This is a genomic window from Alteromonas aestuariivivens, from assembly GCF_003367475.1.
GTDB lineage: Bacteria > Pseudomonadota > Gammaproteobacteria > Enterobacterales > Alteromonadaceae > Alteromonas > Alteromonas aestuariivivens.
Genome location: NZ_QRHA01000001.1, coordinates 460,699 through 475,763, shown reverse-complemented (window position 1 = coordinate 475,763; position 15,065 = coordinate 460,699). Strand labels below are relative to the sequence as shown.

Genomic DNA, 15,065 nt, shown 5'->3' with positions numbered 1-15,065 from the left:
TTTATATGTATCAAATTTAATTGACCGATTGGTTATTTAAGACATGATTCTTGCAAAGAAACAGGGTTTAAGCGTGTTGATGTACACAATAACCCCTAGGAACTTTATGAACTCTTTCCGACTGATAAAAACCAGCCTTGTTGCAAGCGCTGGCGTGTTTTCATTGCTCGTGGCGTACAACAACATGGTGGACTACGGTTCCAATTTTGCCTTTGTTCAACATGTGCTGACCATGGATACCACCTTCGAAGGAAACCAGCTGACCTCAAGGGCGGTGGAAAACCCGTTTATCCATCATATTTTCTACGCTTTGATCATCACTGCTGAAGCCCTTACCGGTACTTTATGTTGCATCGGTGCATTGCAATTGTGGCGCTACAGAGCGGCCCCGGCCCAACAGTTCGTGCTGGCAAAGGGGCTGGCGAGCTGGGGATTGACGGTGGGGATCCTGCTGTGGTTCAGCGGGTTTATGACCGTAGGTGCGGAATGGTTTCTGATGTGGCAATCGAGCACCTGGAACGGTCAGCAGGCCGCATTTCGGTTTATTGTTGTGCTGTTTCTCACCCTGCTGTTTCTGCACCAGAAAGACAGTGATTAAAGCGAAACCTGATTTGTCGCGCCGCTACTATTTTTGAACAATGATTCTGCACCGGCGAACTTCTTTTGCCACAGTTTGGAGCAACCGAAGGATCACATTGGTGCAGAATCTAAATCGATCGGTCAGGATAACCAAACATGAAAAGACTCCTTATAAAGCCATGAATAACAGACTTTATGAATCGTAAAACCCGCCACACACCAACACCAAACCATATACACTGACCAATCGGACAGCATTGGCACCGATTCTGCATCGTCGGTTATATGGAACGTTTTCGTTCGCTCTGTTTGAAGTCAAGTTAACCGTACATGGACATCGATATGTTGAAGAAATCATTGCTAGCAATTAGCTGTATAGCCTGTATCCCACTCGCGACCGCCCAAACGGTTGAGCAGAGTGCCAGCGTGCAACAGCAAATTAATCGTCAGGCCGCTGCCAGCCAGGTGAAAATTGACAACTTGTCCGATAAGCAGGCCGCAGCCCTGCAACAATACCGCTCAGCCATCCAGCGGGCCGAGAGCCTGGAAATTTACAACGCCCAGCTGGAAAAACTGGTTGCCTCGCAGCAACAGGAAATGACTTCAATCAAAGCGCAGACCGAGCAGATTGATCAGATTGAACTGGGTGTGCTGCCACTGATGGTTAAGATGGTGGATACCCTGGAAAAACTGATTGACGCTGATGCGCCCTTTTTACTCCATGAACGCACCAGTCGGGTTGAAAATCTCACCCAACTGATTGACCGTGCTGACGTTACCGTGGGTGAAAAATACCGTCGCATTATGGAAGCCTACAACATCGAAATGGAGTACGGAAAAACCATCGAAGCTTACAATGACGAGCTGGTAACCGCCAACCAACCCCGCTCTGTGGATTTTCTGAGAATTGGTCGCCTGGGGCTGTATTACCAAACTCTGGACGGCAACGAAAGTGGGCGCTGGAACCCCCAAACCCGCAATTGGGAGACTTTACCCGGTGATTATCGCCGGGCCATTCGTGATGGCCTGCGGGTTGCCCGCAAACAGGCTCCACCCGAGTTGCTTACCCTAGCAATAAACAGCCCCAAGTAATTCAACCGAGTCCAAGGTATCAAAATGAAGATGTTAAACCCATTTGTTCGTCTTAAATCCCTCGCTCACCTGTCTTTGGCCGGTGTACTGATTGCGGCACCGGTTGCAGCTCAGGAAGATCCACTGGCCGATTTGCTGAACACCGTCAAATCCGATTTAAAAGCTGAGAGTGCGCACAATCAACAGCGCGAAGCCGAATTTATCAGCTCCTATCAACAGCAGGTTGAACTGCAAAAAGCCGCTGATACCCAGCTGGCCAATCTGGTCACAAAGCGGGAACAACTCAAAAACCAGTTCGACCTCAATGAGCAGGAACTGACCGAACTCAACACTCTGCTGAAAAACCGCGTGGGTGACTTAGGCGAACTGTTTGGGGTGTTCCGGCAAATGGCCGGTGACGTGCAATCCGGCCTTTACGACTCACTGGTGTCACTGGAAATGCCGGAGCGGCAACAGGCCATCCAGACCCTGGCCAGCCGTACCGAAGTGCCACGTATTGAAGAAATGACCCAGCTCTGGACCCTGATGCTCGATGAAATTGCCGCCAGTGGCAAAGTCTCCCGCTTTACTGCCGACGTGGTCAAACCCAATGGCGAACACTACCAGTCGGAGGTGACCCGGGTTGGTACATTTAACGTTGTCACTGATGATCTGTTTTTAAACTACCTGCCGGAAAACAATGAACTGGTTGAGTTTGCCCGTCAGCCGGAAGGCTACCACCGGGATACCGCCGCCGGTCTCAGCGCCAGCCAGAATGAACGTGTCGCCTTTTCAATTGATCCGTCCCGCGGTGTATTGCTGGGGCTGCTGGTGCAATCTCCTACCCTGATGGAGCGAATCGAACAGGGTAAAGAAGTCGGCTATGTGATCCTCGGCCTGCTACTTGTTGGCATGCTGCTGGTTCTGAGCCGTTTCTATGCGCTTAAGCGTTTAGGCAGCGGTATGAAAAAGCAGATGGCTGACCTGGACCAGTTCAACAACGACAACCCGCTGGGCCGCGCGCTGGGTGTGTATTACGAAAGCCGCCATTTGGAAGTGGACGTGCTGTCGAAAAAGCTCGACGAAGTGATCCTCAAAGACATCAACGAATTCAAAAAAGGCCTGCCAGTACTCAAAGTGCTAGCCGCTATTGCTCCGCTGATGGGCCTGCTGGGTACGGTAACCGGTATGATTGGTACCTTCCAGGCCATTACCCTGTTTGGTACCGGTGACCCGAAGCTGATGGCCGGAGGCATCTCCCAGGCACTGGTTACTACCGTTCTGGGTCTGGTGGCGGCCATTCCGCTGCTGCTTTCACACAGCTTCCTGAGCAGCAAAGCCCAGGGCCTGACCAAAATTCTCGCCGAACAGGCAGCCGGAATGATCTCTTCTCAGGCTGAAAAAATGGCTGCCCCCAGGGAGAAGCAACATGCATGAGGTAATGATGCTGATGCGTGACTTTCTGGACACCGGAGGCAGCGTGTTATGGCTGATTCTGGGCGCTACCATCCTGTTGTGGTGGCTGATACTGGAACGCTTCAGCTACATCTACCGGGATTTTCCGCAGGATTTTAAATCCACGGCCGCCCGCTGGGAACAGCGCCGGGACAAAAGCTCCTGGTACGGCAACAACGTGCGCAAGCAAATGATTTCCGAACTGGACTGCCAGCTCAGTACCAACATGAAAATCATCCCCAGCCTGGTGGCATTGCTGCCAATGCTGGGCCTGCTCGGGACGGTTACCGGCATGATCCAGGTGTTCGATGTACTGGCTGTCACCGGCTCCAACAACCCCCGTTCCATGGCGGATGGCGTAAGCGCCGCCACTATTCCGACCATGGCAGGGATGGTTGCGGCACTGACCGCGATCCCGGTGATGTCGATTCTCGACAGACGTTACAAAAAAGCACTGCGGGACGTGCACGACACATTGGCCCCCCAGCACGGCTAAGCATCGCAGTGCGGATTATTTACAGGATTTAAATTATGAATTACGAGAAATACGCAGAAATTGAAGAGGAAAGCCAGGTAGACATGACGCCCATGCTGGATGTGGTCTTCATCATGTTGATCTTTTTCATCGTAACATCATCTTTTGTACGGGAAACCGGCGTAGACGTGACCCGCCCGAATGCTGAAACCGCCGTTGCCACCGAAGCCGGTGGCGTACAGATTGGGATCAGCAGCAACAACGAAATCTGGATAGACAAGCGCCGCATAGACCCCCGGGCAGTGCGGGCCAACGTTGAAAAAGCGCTGGCAGAGAACCCAGGCGGTGCGGTGGTGATTGTTGCTGATGAAGGCTCCAACACCAACATACTGATCAAAGTGATGGACCAGGCCCGACTGGCGGGAGCCGCGAATATTTCTGTTGCCGCCAAAGGCAATGACTAAGGAGGGCGCCATGCTCAATCGATTTGTCACCTCCTTTATCGTTGCAACAGGCATCGGCTTAGTCCTGTTCTTTTTAATGGAACTGATGATCAAACCGGACGATGAGTTGTTCAATAAGAAAAGCGATACCGCCTATCTTAATTTTGTGCGGGTCACAGTCAGTGAGCAGAGTGCCAAACAAAAGGACCGCCAGCTTCCTGACGAGCCCCCGCCGCCTGAACAACCTCCACAAACCCCGGATGTAACCACCAGCGACAATGCCGCCAGCCAGTCGGTGCAGCCATTGGCGATGAATTTGCCCAGCCTGGACATGCCGCTGAGCGGTGGTGACGGCCCGTTTCTGGGTGCCCCGGGTTCACTGACCGGCGGCGTGGCTGGGTTCGATTCCGATGTGATCCCGGTGGTGCAGGTTGCGCCGGTTTACCCACGCAACGCCAAACAGGCCAAAATTGAAGGCTATGTAAAAATGTCCGTCTCAATTCGCCCTGACGGCACGGTGGCCAACGCCAAAGTGATTGAGTCCAATCCCCGCCGTCTGTTCGACAAAGCGGCGATCACTGCCATGATGCGCTGGAAATTTCGCCCCAAAATCGTCGACGGGCAACCGGAAGCACAAACAGCAACTCAGACCATTGAGTTCACCCTGGCAGACAGTTAAGGAGACACATCATGAGACCTAAATTAGCAGCAAAGGTCCGTGCCCCGCTGGCAGCGTTAGCTCTGCTGTTACTTGGCACCAGTTCCCCTCTCAAGGCGGAATCCATTTCTCCGTCGACTTATAAAAAGTTGACTGAGATTCAGGAATTGATGAGTAACAACCAATTGAGTGATGCCGTTCAGGAACTTAAAGCGCTGGCTCAGGACCAGGAAGAAGACAGCCTGTCTAACGCCATCGTGCTGCAGACCTGGGGATATGCCGAGATGGCCAGCAACCGCTACCCGCAAGCGATAGACAAGTTTCGCCACAGCCTGGCCCTGAACAAGCTGCCGGAAAAAGCGTCGTTGAACATCCGCTACATGATGGCTCAGCTGTACGCCGGCTCAGGTGAGTTTGCCGAGGCCCTCACCGAAGCGGAAATCTGGTATCAGGCTTTGCCCGAACCCAAGCCCAATGACCATATGTTTTTGGCCAACATCACCGCCCAGCTCAAGCAGTACGCCAAAGCGGAGGGCTACGCCCTACAGGCCATTACCCAAGCTGAGGAAGTCAAGGAATCCTGGTACCAGTTACTGTTGGCGGCTCAGTTTGAACAAAAGCATTACCCGGATGCACTGAAGACCCTCAAACAGATGTTGTCCCGCTGGCCTGCCAGCAAAACTTACTGGGAACAACTGGCCAGTGTACACATGTTGCTGGAACAGGAAACCGAAGCGTTAGCGGTATTGCAGCTGGCCTGGAAGCAGAACTTTCTGGACCGCGAATCCAGCATTATATCGCTGGCACAGCTGACCGTTTCACAGGGTTTACCGGAACCGGCTGCCAGACTGCTGGCTGCCGCCCTGCAAAAGGAACTGATCAGCCGCAATGAAAAACACCTTGGTATGCTCGCCGGCGCCTGGGAGCAGGCCAGAGAAAAGCCCCGGGCTGTTACTGCCTATGGCGAACTGGCGCAACTGGCTGATGACGGCGCACCGCTGCTCAAACAGGCCCGACTGCTGATTGAACTGGAACGCTGGCAGGACGCCCAACAGTCGCTGCAACAAGCCCTAGATAAAGGTTTAGACAAAGCTGACAAAGCCTGGCTTCTGTTGGGTATAGCACAGATACAATCCGGTCAGTTGGAAACGGGCAAAGCCACATTACAAAAAGCACGGGCGTTCAGTTCGGTAAAAAGTCAGGCCAATGCCTGGATCAACTTCGCCAGCCAGAGACGGGAGTATGAGAATTGGAAAAGCTCAAAAAGCTGAGCCCGCGGGTGGTCCTGATCCGTCACGGCGAAGAACCCGAGGATGACCGGCTTATAACCTACTTTCGTTACAAAGGCATTGAGCCACAGATCATGCGCCCCTGCTTTGGTGAGTCACTTGGCGAGGTGGATGACAGCGTAATTGCAACCGCATTGTACGGCGGTCAGTACAACGTATTTGAAGAACACAAGCACCCGTTTCTGCACCAGGAAAACCGCTGGATACGCCAGTGCCTGGATAAACAGGTGCCAATGCTGGGCATTTGTCAGGGTGCCCAGTCAATTGCTCGGGTACTGGGCGCCGAGGTTGGCCCCAAATCCGGAGAGCCGTTTGAGTTTGGTTATTACGAGCTGACACCGGCTAATGCCGCTTGCAACCTGTTTCCCCCTTCACTGGTGGTGCCACAGGCGCACTTTCATGAATTTCAGTTGCCACAAGGTGCGCAATTGCTGGCAAAAAGTGCGCTGTTTGGCCAGCAGGCATTCCGGTACGGGCCCAGTACCTATGGCTTTCAGTTTCACCCGGAGGTAACCATACCCGCCTTTCGGCGCTGGCAGTTCAGTAAAGCGCATGTATACGGGCGCTCAGGGGTTCAGGACAAAGCCACCCAGGACCGGTTGATGCAACAGCATGATTTCGCCGTACACCGGTGGTTTATGGGGTTTCTCGACGGGCTGTACGGTGAGGCGGTAGCGCAGGCTCTGGCGGACTAGTCCGCCATGGCCAGCAGTTCAATTTCCACTTTGAATTCTTCGCGGGTAAAACCGGATACGATGATGAGGGTGGAAGCTGGCGGAGTCAGCTCACCAAAGTAAAGGTCGCGGGCTTGCATGTACTCTTTCATGTAGGCCCGGTCAGTCACGTAGGCGGCCAGATGTATCACGTCCTGGCGTGACATATTACCCTCCTGCAGGATGGCATCGAGATACTGAAAAATCAGCTGGGCCTGCTCAAAAGCAGACTCGGGAATGGAAAGATCACTGGCCAGAGCCAGCTGACCGGAAGTTTTCACCAGGCGCCCTTTGGCGGGCACTTCCACGCCGTGGGAGTAACGTCCAAAAGGTGCGGGTAAAGAAGCGGGATTTAAGGGGGTCATAACATCTCTTGACTGCAAAAATACTCGGTGAACGTTAGTAAAACATATTTATTTTAGTTGGGGAATGAACTTTTAAAATATTGATTTAATTAACATTAAAATCTTTTTCACTCTTCTGGCACAAGATAAAGAGCCTCGACCAGATGCGTCCATCGCCGTCTGTTTGCAAAAATAAAACAAGGCCAACACCATGAAGTCATCAATACGCACAAACCGCAACAGGCAGTTTCACAGCGCCTCCAGGCTGAGATCCCGGATACGCCGCTGCCGGACGTTGTATTTCTACCAATTGCGCGGAGGCTCGCAATGACCCGGACCCTGCTATTGAAGAATACGCGCATACCCGCAGCATTCATTCGCCAGCCAGAAGGGTTTGGCGGTGAAGCTGATGGTGACTGCCTGCGCGGTGACCTGATTATCCAGAATGCTCAGGTCTGGCGCTTTGCTGGCTCAGATGAGCCGGTGAGTGCCGATGAAACCTGTGATTTAAACGGGCAACTGATAATGCCACGCCTGACCGAAGTGCACGCCCATCTGGACAAATGCCACACCATTGATCGCCTTGGTGCGGTGGGTGGCGATTTGATGCAGGCCATCGAGAGCATGGCCGCCGACAAACACCAGTGGACCGCCGAAGACGTTTACCAGCGTGCCAATCAGGGGCTGGAAGAGCTCTACCAGTCCGGCTGCCAGCTGGTGCGCACCCATGTGGACTGGAGCGAGGATGACACACCTCCTCTCGCCTGGGACGTCATAAAACAACTTGCCCAACAATGGCAGCCCCTTCTCACAGTTCAGTATGCAGCCCTCACGTCACTGGATTTGTTTAACGATATTACGATGGCTACCAGAGTAGCCGCGCGAATTGCCCGGGACGGTGGCGTACTCGGCACGTTTGTCTTCGCCCAGGACGGCATGCAGGAAAAGCTCACAACCCTGTTGCAACTGGCTAACCGCTTTAAACTGAATTTGGACTTTCACGTAGACGAAGGTCTGGCTGCCAACCTGACCGGACTGGAACAAATCGCAGATGCGGCTATTGCCAGTAATTACCAGGGCCATATTCTGTGCGGTCACGTGTGCAGCCTGATGAATCTCAATGGCCGGCCGTTGCAGACAGTTATCGATAAAGTTCGGCGCGCCGGCATCACCATCGCCGCCCTGCCCACCACCAACCTGTACCTGCAAGGCCGTACTTCCGGCACGCCGGATCGGCGCGGAATTACCCGTATCAGGGAGCTCAGAGCCGCTGGCGTACCCGTCACCATTGGTTCTGACAACGTTCAGGATGCATTCTGCCCGCTGGGCCAGCACTCGCCTATGAATGCATTGTCTCTGGCCTGCCTGACTGCCCACCTGGACCCGCCCTTCGCGGACTGGCTCAGGGCTATTACCACCGATGCCCAACGGGCACTGGGCGTTGCGCCCACCTATACAGACGGTGCACCGCTGCAGCAGTTGCTGATCAGCTCGGCTACCAGCACCGCCGGACTGGTGGCCGGAGGCAACGTCCGTTGCGTTTTGCTCACCGATTATTTGAACAAATTTGCGACAACAGGAATTTCACATGTCTAATGCAAGCTACGCCATCTCCGGAAAGATCAAGATAGACTGGCAACAGTTCCAGCAGGATCTGAATGGCATAAAGGTTCTCAGCAAACCCGCTCAGGTCAAAAAGCATTCGCGGGACTTTTTCTGGTACAGCCCCATTCTCGAGCGCCAGCTCAGTGATCAGTTCGCTGATATTGTGGTACAGCCACAAACCCAGCAAGAGCTGCTGCACTGCCTCGAGGTAGCCTACCGCTGGGACATGCCGATTGTGGTACGCGGCGGCGGAACAGGCAACTACGGGCAGGCTGTACCCCTGGCAGGCGGAATGATTATTGATGTGAACGCCATCAACCAGATCCTCGAGATTGGCGAAGGCTATGTGAGGGTCGAAGCCGGCTGCAACATCGAACTGCTGAACCAGACACTTAAACAACAGGGTTACGAACTGCCGGTGTTCCCCTCTACCCAGAATATTGCCACGGTAGGGGGATTTGTGGCCGGTGGGTCTGCCGGAATTGGTACCATGAACAACGGTCCGCTGCGGGAAAAAGGCAACATCATTTGTCTTAAGGTTTATTCAGTGGAAGCGCAGCCCCAGTGCCACTATTTCGAAAACGATGACACCCTGCTGGTGCATCACGCCTGGGGCATCAATGGTGTGATCACCGAAGTCACCTTAAGGACCGTGCCCTCCCGTACCTGGCATAACTGTATTGCGACCTTTGACACCTACCCTGAAGCTTATGAGGCCGCCCTGGCGATTGCCAAAAACCCGCACATCGAATGCAAATTGCTGTCGGTACTGGATCACCGCTACCGCACTTACTTCACCGCTCTGGATGGGTATGTGCCCACCGGTAAAGCCCTGATGGTGACTATGGTGGATGATCGTGAAGTCGACGCACTGCAGGCCGCCATAGAAAACCACAAAGGGGTGCTGGAACTGTCGATGACCAACGAACAAATTCGTGCCGAAGGCTTACCGCTGGTTTATGAGTTTTCGTATAACCACAGCAACCTGCAGGTACTCAAAGCCGATAAAGCCATGACCTATCTGCAGGTGTCCTTTCCACAACCCCTGACCGTGGAAAAAGTTCGGGAAGTGCATGAACTGGTCAAAAAGGAAGTATTCCAGCACCACGAATTTGCAGTGCTCAATGGCGAACTGATTTCATTCGATGTACCGATCCTGCGCTACACCACGGACGTGCGCCTGTACGAAATCATCGGCACCTACGAAGCCTGTGGCTGCCCGGTTGCCGACCCGCACAAATACCAAATTGAAGCGGGCAGCATGCACAACGCCAATTTTACCCACCTGGCCTGGAAAAAACGCCTTGACCCCAAACAACTGCTCAACCCAGGCAAAAGTATGGCATGGGAGAAGGTCAAAGACATGACGCCAGAACAAATTGAAAACCTTAGCGAAATTTAACTTCAGGGGACGAAAATGACTCAGTTAAACAAAACACCCTTGAAGGTGAAAAGTATCACGCAGGAAACCGCCAGTATCCGAACCATCAAACTGGTGCGTGCTGATGGCGGCGAATTGCCCGCGCCACCGGCCGGATCCCACATCATGCTGCACCTGCCGAATGGTTTGGTGCGTCAGTATTCCCTGACCAATGCCCAATCAGAAACCGACGCCTACCGCCTGAGTATTTTGCTCGACGAGCACAGCCGCGGTGGTTCCGCCTATTTGCACCAGCAGGTTAATGTGGGAGATGAACTTGTGGTCTCCGGCCCCAAGAGCCAGTTTCCGCTGGTACTGGGGGCGGAAACATCGCTGCTAATAGGCGGTGGTATTGGTGTTACGCCGTTGCTGTCGATGGCCAAAACCCTTCACCAGCAGGGGCAGAATTTTGAGCTGCACTATTGTGCCCGCCACCAGCGGGATGCCGCGTTTGTCAAACAACTGCGCAACTGCGAATTTGCCGACAGAGTACATTTCTATTTCAGCCGCGACCCCGATGGCGAGCGCCTGAATTTTAACACCTTGCTGCACGACATCGTTGCCGGTCGTCACCTGTTCTGCTGTGGTCCGAACGCGATGATGGATGCCGTTGCACAGGCTGCCTCCCATTGGCCACGAGGCTCGGTTCACTTTGAAAAATTCAAAGCCGACAATCACCAGGTGTACGAGGATATTCCCTTCCAGCTGGTACTGGAACGTTCCAATAAAACCTTCACGGTGCCGGCGGATAAATCCGCTCTGGACGTACTGCACGACAACGGTTACGACATCGACAACGTCTGCGGTGAAGGAATATGTGGCGCCTGCCTGATCAATGTGGTGGATGGCGAGGTGGAACACCGCGACGGAATCCTGTCGGAGGATGAAAAATCCGCCAACGACATCATGACCCTGTGCTGTTCAAGAGCCAAATCAGACACCCTGGTGATTGAACTGTGACCCCACCCGTACCCTGCTCACCCACGGCGCCACAGGGCAGCTCCGACCCGTTGAATGTGCGGGTATTGGTTGGCATTCTAATGCTCACCGCTTTGCATGCGTTTAACGAGCTGGTGCTGGTGGTGGCGATGCCGAGCATCCATACCGAGTTAGGTGGCGAGCAGTGGTACGGGCTGATGATGGGCGCTTATGTGGTTGCTTCAATATCCGGCATGATTTGGACTGCCAAAGGCCTCGATAGCAAAGGCGCCACAACGGTGCTGGCCATTTCACTGTGGTGCCTGCTGGCCGGCCACATTCTCGCCATTATCAGTTGGGACGTGGGCAGTTTTGTGCTGGCCCGAACCCTTCAGGGCATTGGCGGAGGCATCAGTCTTACACTTGCCTTCGCCTTGGTAAAACTGTGTTTCTGTGCCACCAGCCGCCCACGGGTGCTGTCCATTGTGGATATTGCCTGGGTGATCCCGTCGCTGATCGCGCCGGTCATTGGCGCCTGGTTACTCGAAGTTGCCCACTGGCGCTTCATTTTCGCAGTACAGTTAGTACTGCTCGCACTGAGCGTGCTGATTTTCAGGGGCCAGTTGAACGGGTTGGGCCCAGAGTCCCACAACACTCGCGGTAACCCACTCAAAGAACCCTTGCTGATGGCACTCGGATTGGGCCTGATGATTTATCTGCTCGCTACCCCATTCGGCTGGCACTGGTCCCTGCTGTTGCCAGCAGCGATGCTAAGTATTCGGGTTACCGCCACTAACATGCCGCAACAATGGTGGCTGGCCCGGGAGCCACTGTCGATTTCCGTGTGCATTACGCTGGCTTGCTGCACCATCTTTTTTGGCCTGCAAACCTATTTTCCTCTGTATCTGACCCAGGCCCTGCACACCGACAACCTGCAGGCCGGCGTGGTACTGACTCTTGCCAGCCTCGGCTGGTTGAGTGGCTCAAACGTTCGTGCCCGCCTGTTGACCGGATTGGGGCAAATTACCTGTTTATGGCTGGGGTTCTCAGTGCTGTTGCTTGGTCTTGCTTGCCTTGGGGTAATGATAACCCTGCACTACGGGCTGGCGGCGGCCTATGCCGGCTGGTTTGTCGGCGGTTTAGCCATGGGGATCATCAACAATGCGTGCAAAAGCTTCGCCGTCAACAGTGCCGGACCCCATACGCCGGGTCAGATTGCTACCGCCATTTCACTTGCCACCAACATCGGCATTGGTTTTTCCATCGCTCTGGGCGGCGCAATCAAGAACAGTGTGGCGGCTCAACCAAGCGGCATCGAGCAGGCCATATTCCTCCTATGGCTGGTCTCAGGTGCCCTGACCCTGTGCTGCTGGGGGCTGTTGTCCTTCGCCTCACTTCGCCAATTTCGCAATAAACGTAATCACTCTCAACAGGAGCCACTCAGTGACTAGATTCCACCTTGGCAAGCAGGCGCTCATCAGCCTGGCCGCCAGTCTGTCGTTTTCCTTGCAGGCCGCAACCCAGTTGTTCAGCAATGCCACCATTGTGCCGGTGGACACCGCTCAGCCGGAGCACTTTAAGGGCTACCTGTTGATAGAAGATGAACGCATTGTCGAGCTGGGCGCAGGCCAGTATAGCGGTGCCATCAAGCCGGATTCGGTGATTGACGCACAGGGCAAAATTATCCTGCCCGGTTTTGTATCCGGTCACAATCACCTGTGGCAAAGTGCATTTCGTGGCATCGCCCAGGATCAGGAATTGCACGGCTGGTTGCAGGCCCTGCACCGGACGTACGGGCAATATTTCGGTAGCGGCGACTTTTACCACTTTACTTTGCATGGCGCCCTCGACCAACTCGCCCACGGTATTACTACCTGCTATAACCACTCACAGCGCCTGGCTTCCGGTGAGCAGGATTATCTCGAAAGCCTTACTGCTTCACTGGATTCCGGTCAGAATACGGTGTTTGCCTACAACCCGGATTTGAAACTCACTGACAGTGAGGTTGCACGTAATTTCAACACACTAGTACAGCGCTATGCAGATGAACGCCAGCCCCTCAACCTGATGGGCTTTTCACTCAACGCGGTAGCCAATTTTTACGCCACCGAACGGCTGGGCTTTGAATTGTCGCTCGCGCGACAGCACAATATCACCCTTCAGTACCATTATCTGGAACCGTTTGAGCAAGCGGCGCAGGACCGGCTCAAGTGGCCACTGATGAAGCAGGCCGGTGCCGCCGCCGACTTTGTTTCCTTCGCCCACTTTGTGCATCCTGATGAAAGCATACTACAGGATATTGCCCAGGCCGGTGGGGCAATGATCTGGAACCCGCTGTCCAACGGCCGTCTGGCCTCCGGGTTGCCGGATATTCCCAGGTACCTTAAGACAGGGCTGAAAGTAGGCATGGGGGTTGACGGTGCCGCCAGTGCCGACATTGCCGACCCGTTCGAAAACATGCGAATGGGCCTGTATGCCATCCGCATGAAATATCAGGATGCCGAAATCCTGGACCCCATGACCATGTTACGCCTGCACACTCTTGAAACGGCCAAGGTGCTGAAAATAGACCATCAGGTTGGCAGCCTCGTAGCAGGCAAGCGGGCTGACTTTTTAATACTGGATACCCGCTCGCCTTTATCCGGCCCGGTTTTTGATCCGGCATCACATGTTGTCTTCTCTCTTAATGCCAGTAACATCGAAGCAGTGTATGTGAACGGTGAACGGCTGGTACACCGGGGCGAAAGCACCCGATTTGAAGAACAACCTCTGGCTGCAGAAGTGGCAGGTCGAATTGGCAGAATTGCTGACTTGGCCCGGGACGCCTTGGCACTGGAATAGTCTGAAGCGGTGAGCCCTGCCCACCGCATTCTCTTCAATTAAGCTTTCCGCTCGACTTTCTGAACGCCTTGCCAGTCAGCCCGGCTGCGGATCCACTCCAGCGGGTACTCCGCCACATCTTTGATGATGTTGGCCAGACCTTTGGCGTAGTGATCAGTGTAGATTTTGCCCAGCTCGGCGGTTGCCAGGGTTGCATCCCCGGAACAACCGCAGGGGTGCAGATCCTGAGCCTGCCAGCCAACATAGGTACTGCCAATAATGCGCAGGTGTTCAAAGCGGGCTTCGACGTCCTTGAGCAAGCCTTCAAAATTTTGTGCATGCTCCATCTTGACCAGGTCCGGGCGCAAATGCAGCACAATCGATGTTTCAACCTGCCCCGCATGTATGCCATGACGCCGCTCGTCGTCAGGGATCCCTTCAGCTTCAGGTGAACCGCAACTCCAGCCGCTGGCACCAACGGTGAGCATGTCGAATTTTATCCGCAGTTCACGACAACATATCTCCATAATTTGCGGCTGGCCGCCGTGGGCATTGAAGAATATCAGCTTTTTGATACCGGCTTTGGCCACACTTTCCCCTATCTCCATCCACACATCCAGCAGGGTGTGGGCGGTGTGGGTAATGGTGCCTTCAAAACAGCTGTGTTCGGTGGATTTACCAATCTCTGAAGTTGGCATCAGCAAAAGGTTGATGTCATCCGGTACAAGCTCGGCGGCCAACTGACACAATGACTCGGCGATCAGGGAATCGGTCGACATGGGTAAGTGTGGGCCATGGGGTTCAATTGCCCCCAGGGGCAACAGGGCAACGGTGTTGTGAGGGTCAAGATTTTCAAAATCCAGTGTTGAAAGATCTTTCCAGAGTTTTAAGGCCATAAAACGATTTCCTGCTCCATGAATTCCGGGCGGTACCCGGATTGAATTTCGCTAAAAGCGACAACAATTGATTTTTTATTAGAGAGTAAAAAACAATCTCCGTCAACGACATCCTGTCTGCATGGTCAAAACAAAAAACACAACTACCTCTTGCATCACCAATGGGCATGCTACGCTCTCAATTAGTGCAAAATAGGGGTGAATTCACTTTAAAATCCAATAAATAGGCAATATAACCCAAAAAAACATATCTTACCCATCCTTATTCAAACCCCTCAGCATGACCAAAAAACGACCTTATACTAAAAATCCTGTCCAATTGGTTAGCAATGGTACGAATCGTGCAAATCCGGCTGCAGTACATGTAACTGTGCTGTCA

Annotated in this window: 15 protein-coding genes; 13 read left to right on the top strand and 2 right to left on the bottom strand. The window is 53.7% G+C overall.

Features of this window, described 5'->3' with window-relative positions; all coding sequences use genetic code 11:
• Positions 1-106 precede the first annotated feature (106 nt).
• The 8 genes from DXV75_RS01960 (at position 107) to DXV75_RS01925 (ending at position 6,665) form a co-directional block, all read left to right on the top strand.
• Positions 107-598, top strand: a complete 492-nt coding sequence (locus tag DXV75_RS01960) for a DUF2165 family protein (protein WP_115591536.1) — start codon at positions 107-109, stop codon at positions 596-598.
• A 323-nt stretch (positions 599-921) separates the two neighbouring features.
• The gene (locus DXV75_RS01955; RefSeq protein ID WP_115591745.1) at positions 922-1,671 is read left to right on the top strand and encodes a DUF3450 domain-containing protein; all 750 of its coding nucleotides are present in this window, start codon (positions 922-924) and stop codon (positions 1,669-1,671) included.
• A gap of 24 nt (positions 1,672-1,695) precedes the next feature.
• Complete coding sequence (locus DXV75_RS01950) at positions 1,696-3,087, top strand: MotA/TolQ/ExbB proton channel family protein (protein ID WP_115591535.1); 1,392 nt, start codon at positions 1,696-1,698, stop codon at positions 3,085-3,087.
• Positions 3,080-3,601 carry a MotA/TolQ/ExbB proton channel family protein gene (locus DXV75_RS01945; RefSeq protein ID WP_115591534.1) on the top strand — a complete coding sequence of 174 codons (522 nt, stop codon included), beginning with the start codon at positions 3,080-3,082 and terminating at the stop codon, positions 3,599-3,601. Before DXV75_RS01950 ends, DXV75_RS01945 begins: the two co-directional genes overlap by 8 nt.
• A 35-nt stretch (positions 3,602-3,636) precedes the next feature.
• Positions 3,637-4,044 (top strand): ExbD/TolR family protein, encoded by a 408-nt coding sequence (locus DXV75_RS01940; protein ID WP_115591533.1) that lies wholly within the window; start codon positions 3,637-3,639, stop codon positions 4,042-4,044.
• Between the two features lie 10 nt (positions 4,045-4,054).
• On the top strand, positions 4,055-4,702 hold the full coding sequence (locus tag DXV75_RS01935; RefSeq protein WP_115591532.1) for an energy transducer TonB: 648 nt from the start codon (positions 4,055-4,057) through the stop codon (positions 4,700-4,702).
• 11 nt (positions 4,703-4,713) lie between these two features.
• A complete protein-coding gene (locus tag DXV75_RS01930; protein ID WP_115591531.1) occupies positions 4,714-5,952 on the top strand; it encodes a tetratricopeptide repeat protein in 1,239 nt (412 codons plus the stop codon).
• Positions 5,931-6,665, top strand: a complete 735-nt coding sequence (locus DXV75_RS01925; RefSeq protein ID WP_220272494.1) for a glutamine amidotransferase-related protein — start codon at positions 5,931-5,933, stop codon at positions 6,663-6,665. Before DXV75_RS01930 ends, DXV75_RS01925 begins: the two co-directional genes overlap by 22 nt.
• Here DXV75_RS01925 and DXV75_RS01920 read toward each other — a convergent pair.
• Complete coding sequence (locus DXV75_RS01920) at positions 6,662-7,048, bottom strand: RidA family protein (protein ID WP_115591530.1); 387 nt, start codon at positions 7,046-7,048, stop codon at positions 6,662-6,664. The genes DXV75_RS01925 and DXV75_RS01920 overlap by 4 nt on opposite strands.
• 306 nt (positions 7,049-7,354) lie before the next feature.
• On the opposite strand from DXV75_RS01920, the gene DXV75_RS01915 reads away from it, so the two are divergent.
• Genes DXV75_RS01915 through DXV75_RS01895 form a run of 5 tightly spaced genes read left to right on the top strand, consistent with a single transcriptional unit; the run spans position 7,355 to position 13,811 of the window.
• Positions 7,355-8,623 (top strand): amidohydrolase family protein, encoded by a 1,269-nt coding sequence (locus tag DXV75_RS01915; protein ID WP_115591529.1) that lies wholly within the window; start codon positions 7,355-7,357, stop codon positions 8,621-8,623.
• Complete coding sequence (locus tag DXV75_RS01910) at positions 8,616-10,034, top strand: FAD-binding oxidoreductase (RefSeq protein ID WP_115591528.1); 1,419 nt, start codon at positions 8,616-8,618, stop codon at positions 10,032-10,034. Before DXV75_RS01915 ends, DXV75_RS01910 begins: the two co-directional genes overlap by 8 nt.
• 15 nt (positions 10,035-10,049) lie before the next feature.
• Positions 10,050-11,012: a PDR/VanB family oxidoreductase gene (locus tag DXV75_RS01905; protein WP_115591527.1), complete on the top strand. Its 963-nt coding sequence runs from the start codon at positions 10,050-10,052 to the stop codon at positions 11,010-11,012.
• Entirely contained in the window at positions 11,009-12,421 is a 1,413-nt protein-coding gene (locus DXV75_RS01900) for an MFS transporter (RefSeq protein ID WP_115591526.1), read from the top strand. Before DXV75_RS01905 ends, DXV75_RS01900 begins: the two co-directional genes overlap by 4 nt.
• The gene (locus tag DXV75_RS01895) at positions 12,414-13,811 is read left to right on the top strand and encodes an amidohydrolase family protein (protein WP_181898323.1); all 1,398 of its coding nucleotides are present in this window, start codon (positions 12,414-12,416) and stop codon (positions 13,809-13,811) included. The genes DXV75_RS01900 and DXV75_RS01895 overlap by 8 nt, the downstream gene beginning before the upstream one ends.
• A gap of 38 nt (positions 13,812-13,849) precedes the next feature.
• Here DXV75_RS01895 and DXV75_RS01890 read toward each other — a convergent pair whose 3' ends face one another.
• On the bottom strand, positions 13,850-14,686 hold the full coding sequence (locus tag DXV75_RS01890; RefSeq protein ID WP_115591524.1) for a creatininase family protein: 837 nt from the start codon (positions 14,684-14,686) through the stop codon (positions 13,850-13,852).
• Between the last annotated feature and the right edge of the window lie 379 nt (positions 14,687-15,065).

Coding starts and splice junctions, on each gene's coding strand:
- DXV75_RS01930 (WP_115591531.1), top strand. CDS start 4,714: ATGAGACCTAAATTAGCAGCAAAGGTCCGTGCCCCGCTGGCAGCGTTA.
- DXV75_RS01960 (WP_115591536.1), top strand. CDS start 107: ATGAACTCTTTCCGACTGATAAAAACCAGCCTTGTTGCAAGCGCTGGC.
- DXV75_RS01920 (WP_115591530.1), bottom strand. CDS start 7,048: ATGACCCCCTTAAATCCCGCTTCTTTACCCGCACCTTTTGGACGTTAC.
- DXV75_RS01955 (WP_115591745.1), top strand. CDS start 922: ATGTTGAAGAAATCATTGCTAGCAATTAGCTGTATAGCCTGTATCCCA.
- DXV75_RS01910 (WP_115591528.1), top strand. CDS start 8,616: ATGTCTAATGCAAGCTACGCCATCTCCGGAAAGATCAAGATAGACTGG.
- DXV75_RS01915 (WP_115591529.1), top strand. CDS start 7,355: ATGACCCGGACCCTGCTATTGAAGAATACGCGCATACCCGCAGCATTC.
- DXV75_RS01905 (WP_115591527.1), top strand. CDS start 10,050: ATGACTCAGTTAAACAAAACACCCTTGAAGGTGAAAAGTATCACGCAG.
- DXV75_RS01935 (WP_115591532.1), top strand. CDS start 4,055: ATGCTCAATCGATTTGTCACCTCCTTTATCGTTGCAACAGGCATCGGC.
- DXV75_RS01940 (WP_115591533.1), top strand. CDS start 3,637: ATGAATTACGAGAAATACGCAGAAATTGAAGAGGAAAGCCAGGTAGAC.
- DXV75_RS01890 (WP_115591524.1), bottom strand. CDS start 14,686: ATGGCCTTAAAACTCTGGAAAGATCTTTCAACACTGGATTTTGAAAAT.
- DXV75_RS01945 (WP_115591534.1), top strand. CDS start 3,080: ATGCATGAGGTAATGATGCTGATGCGTGACTTTCTGGACACCGGAGGC.
- DXV75_RS01950 (WP_115591535.1), top strand. CDS start 1,696: ATGAAGATGTTAAACCCATTTGTTCGTCTTAAATCCCTCGCTCACCTG.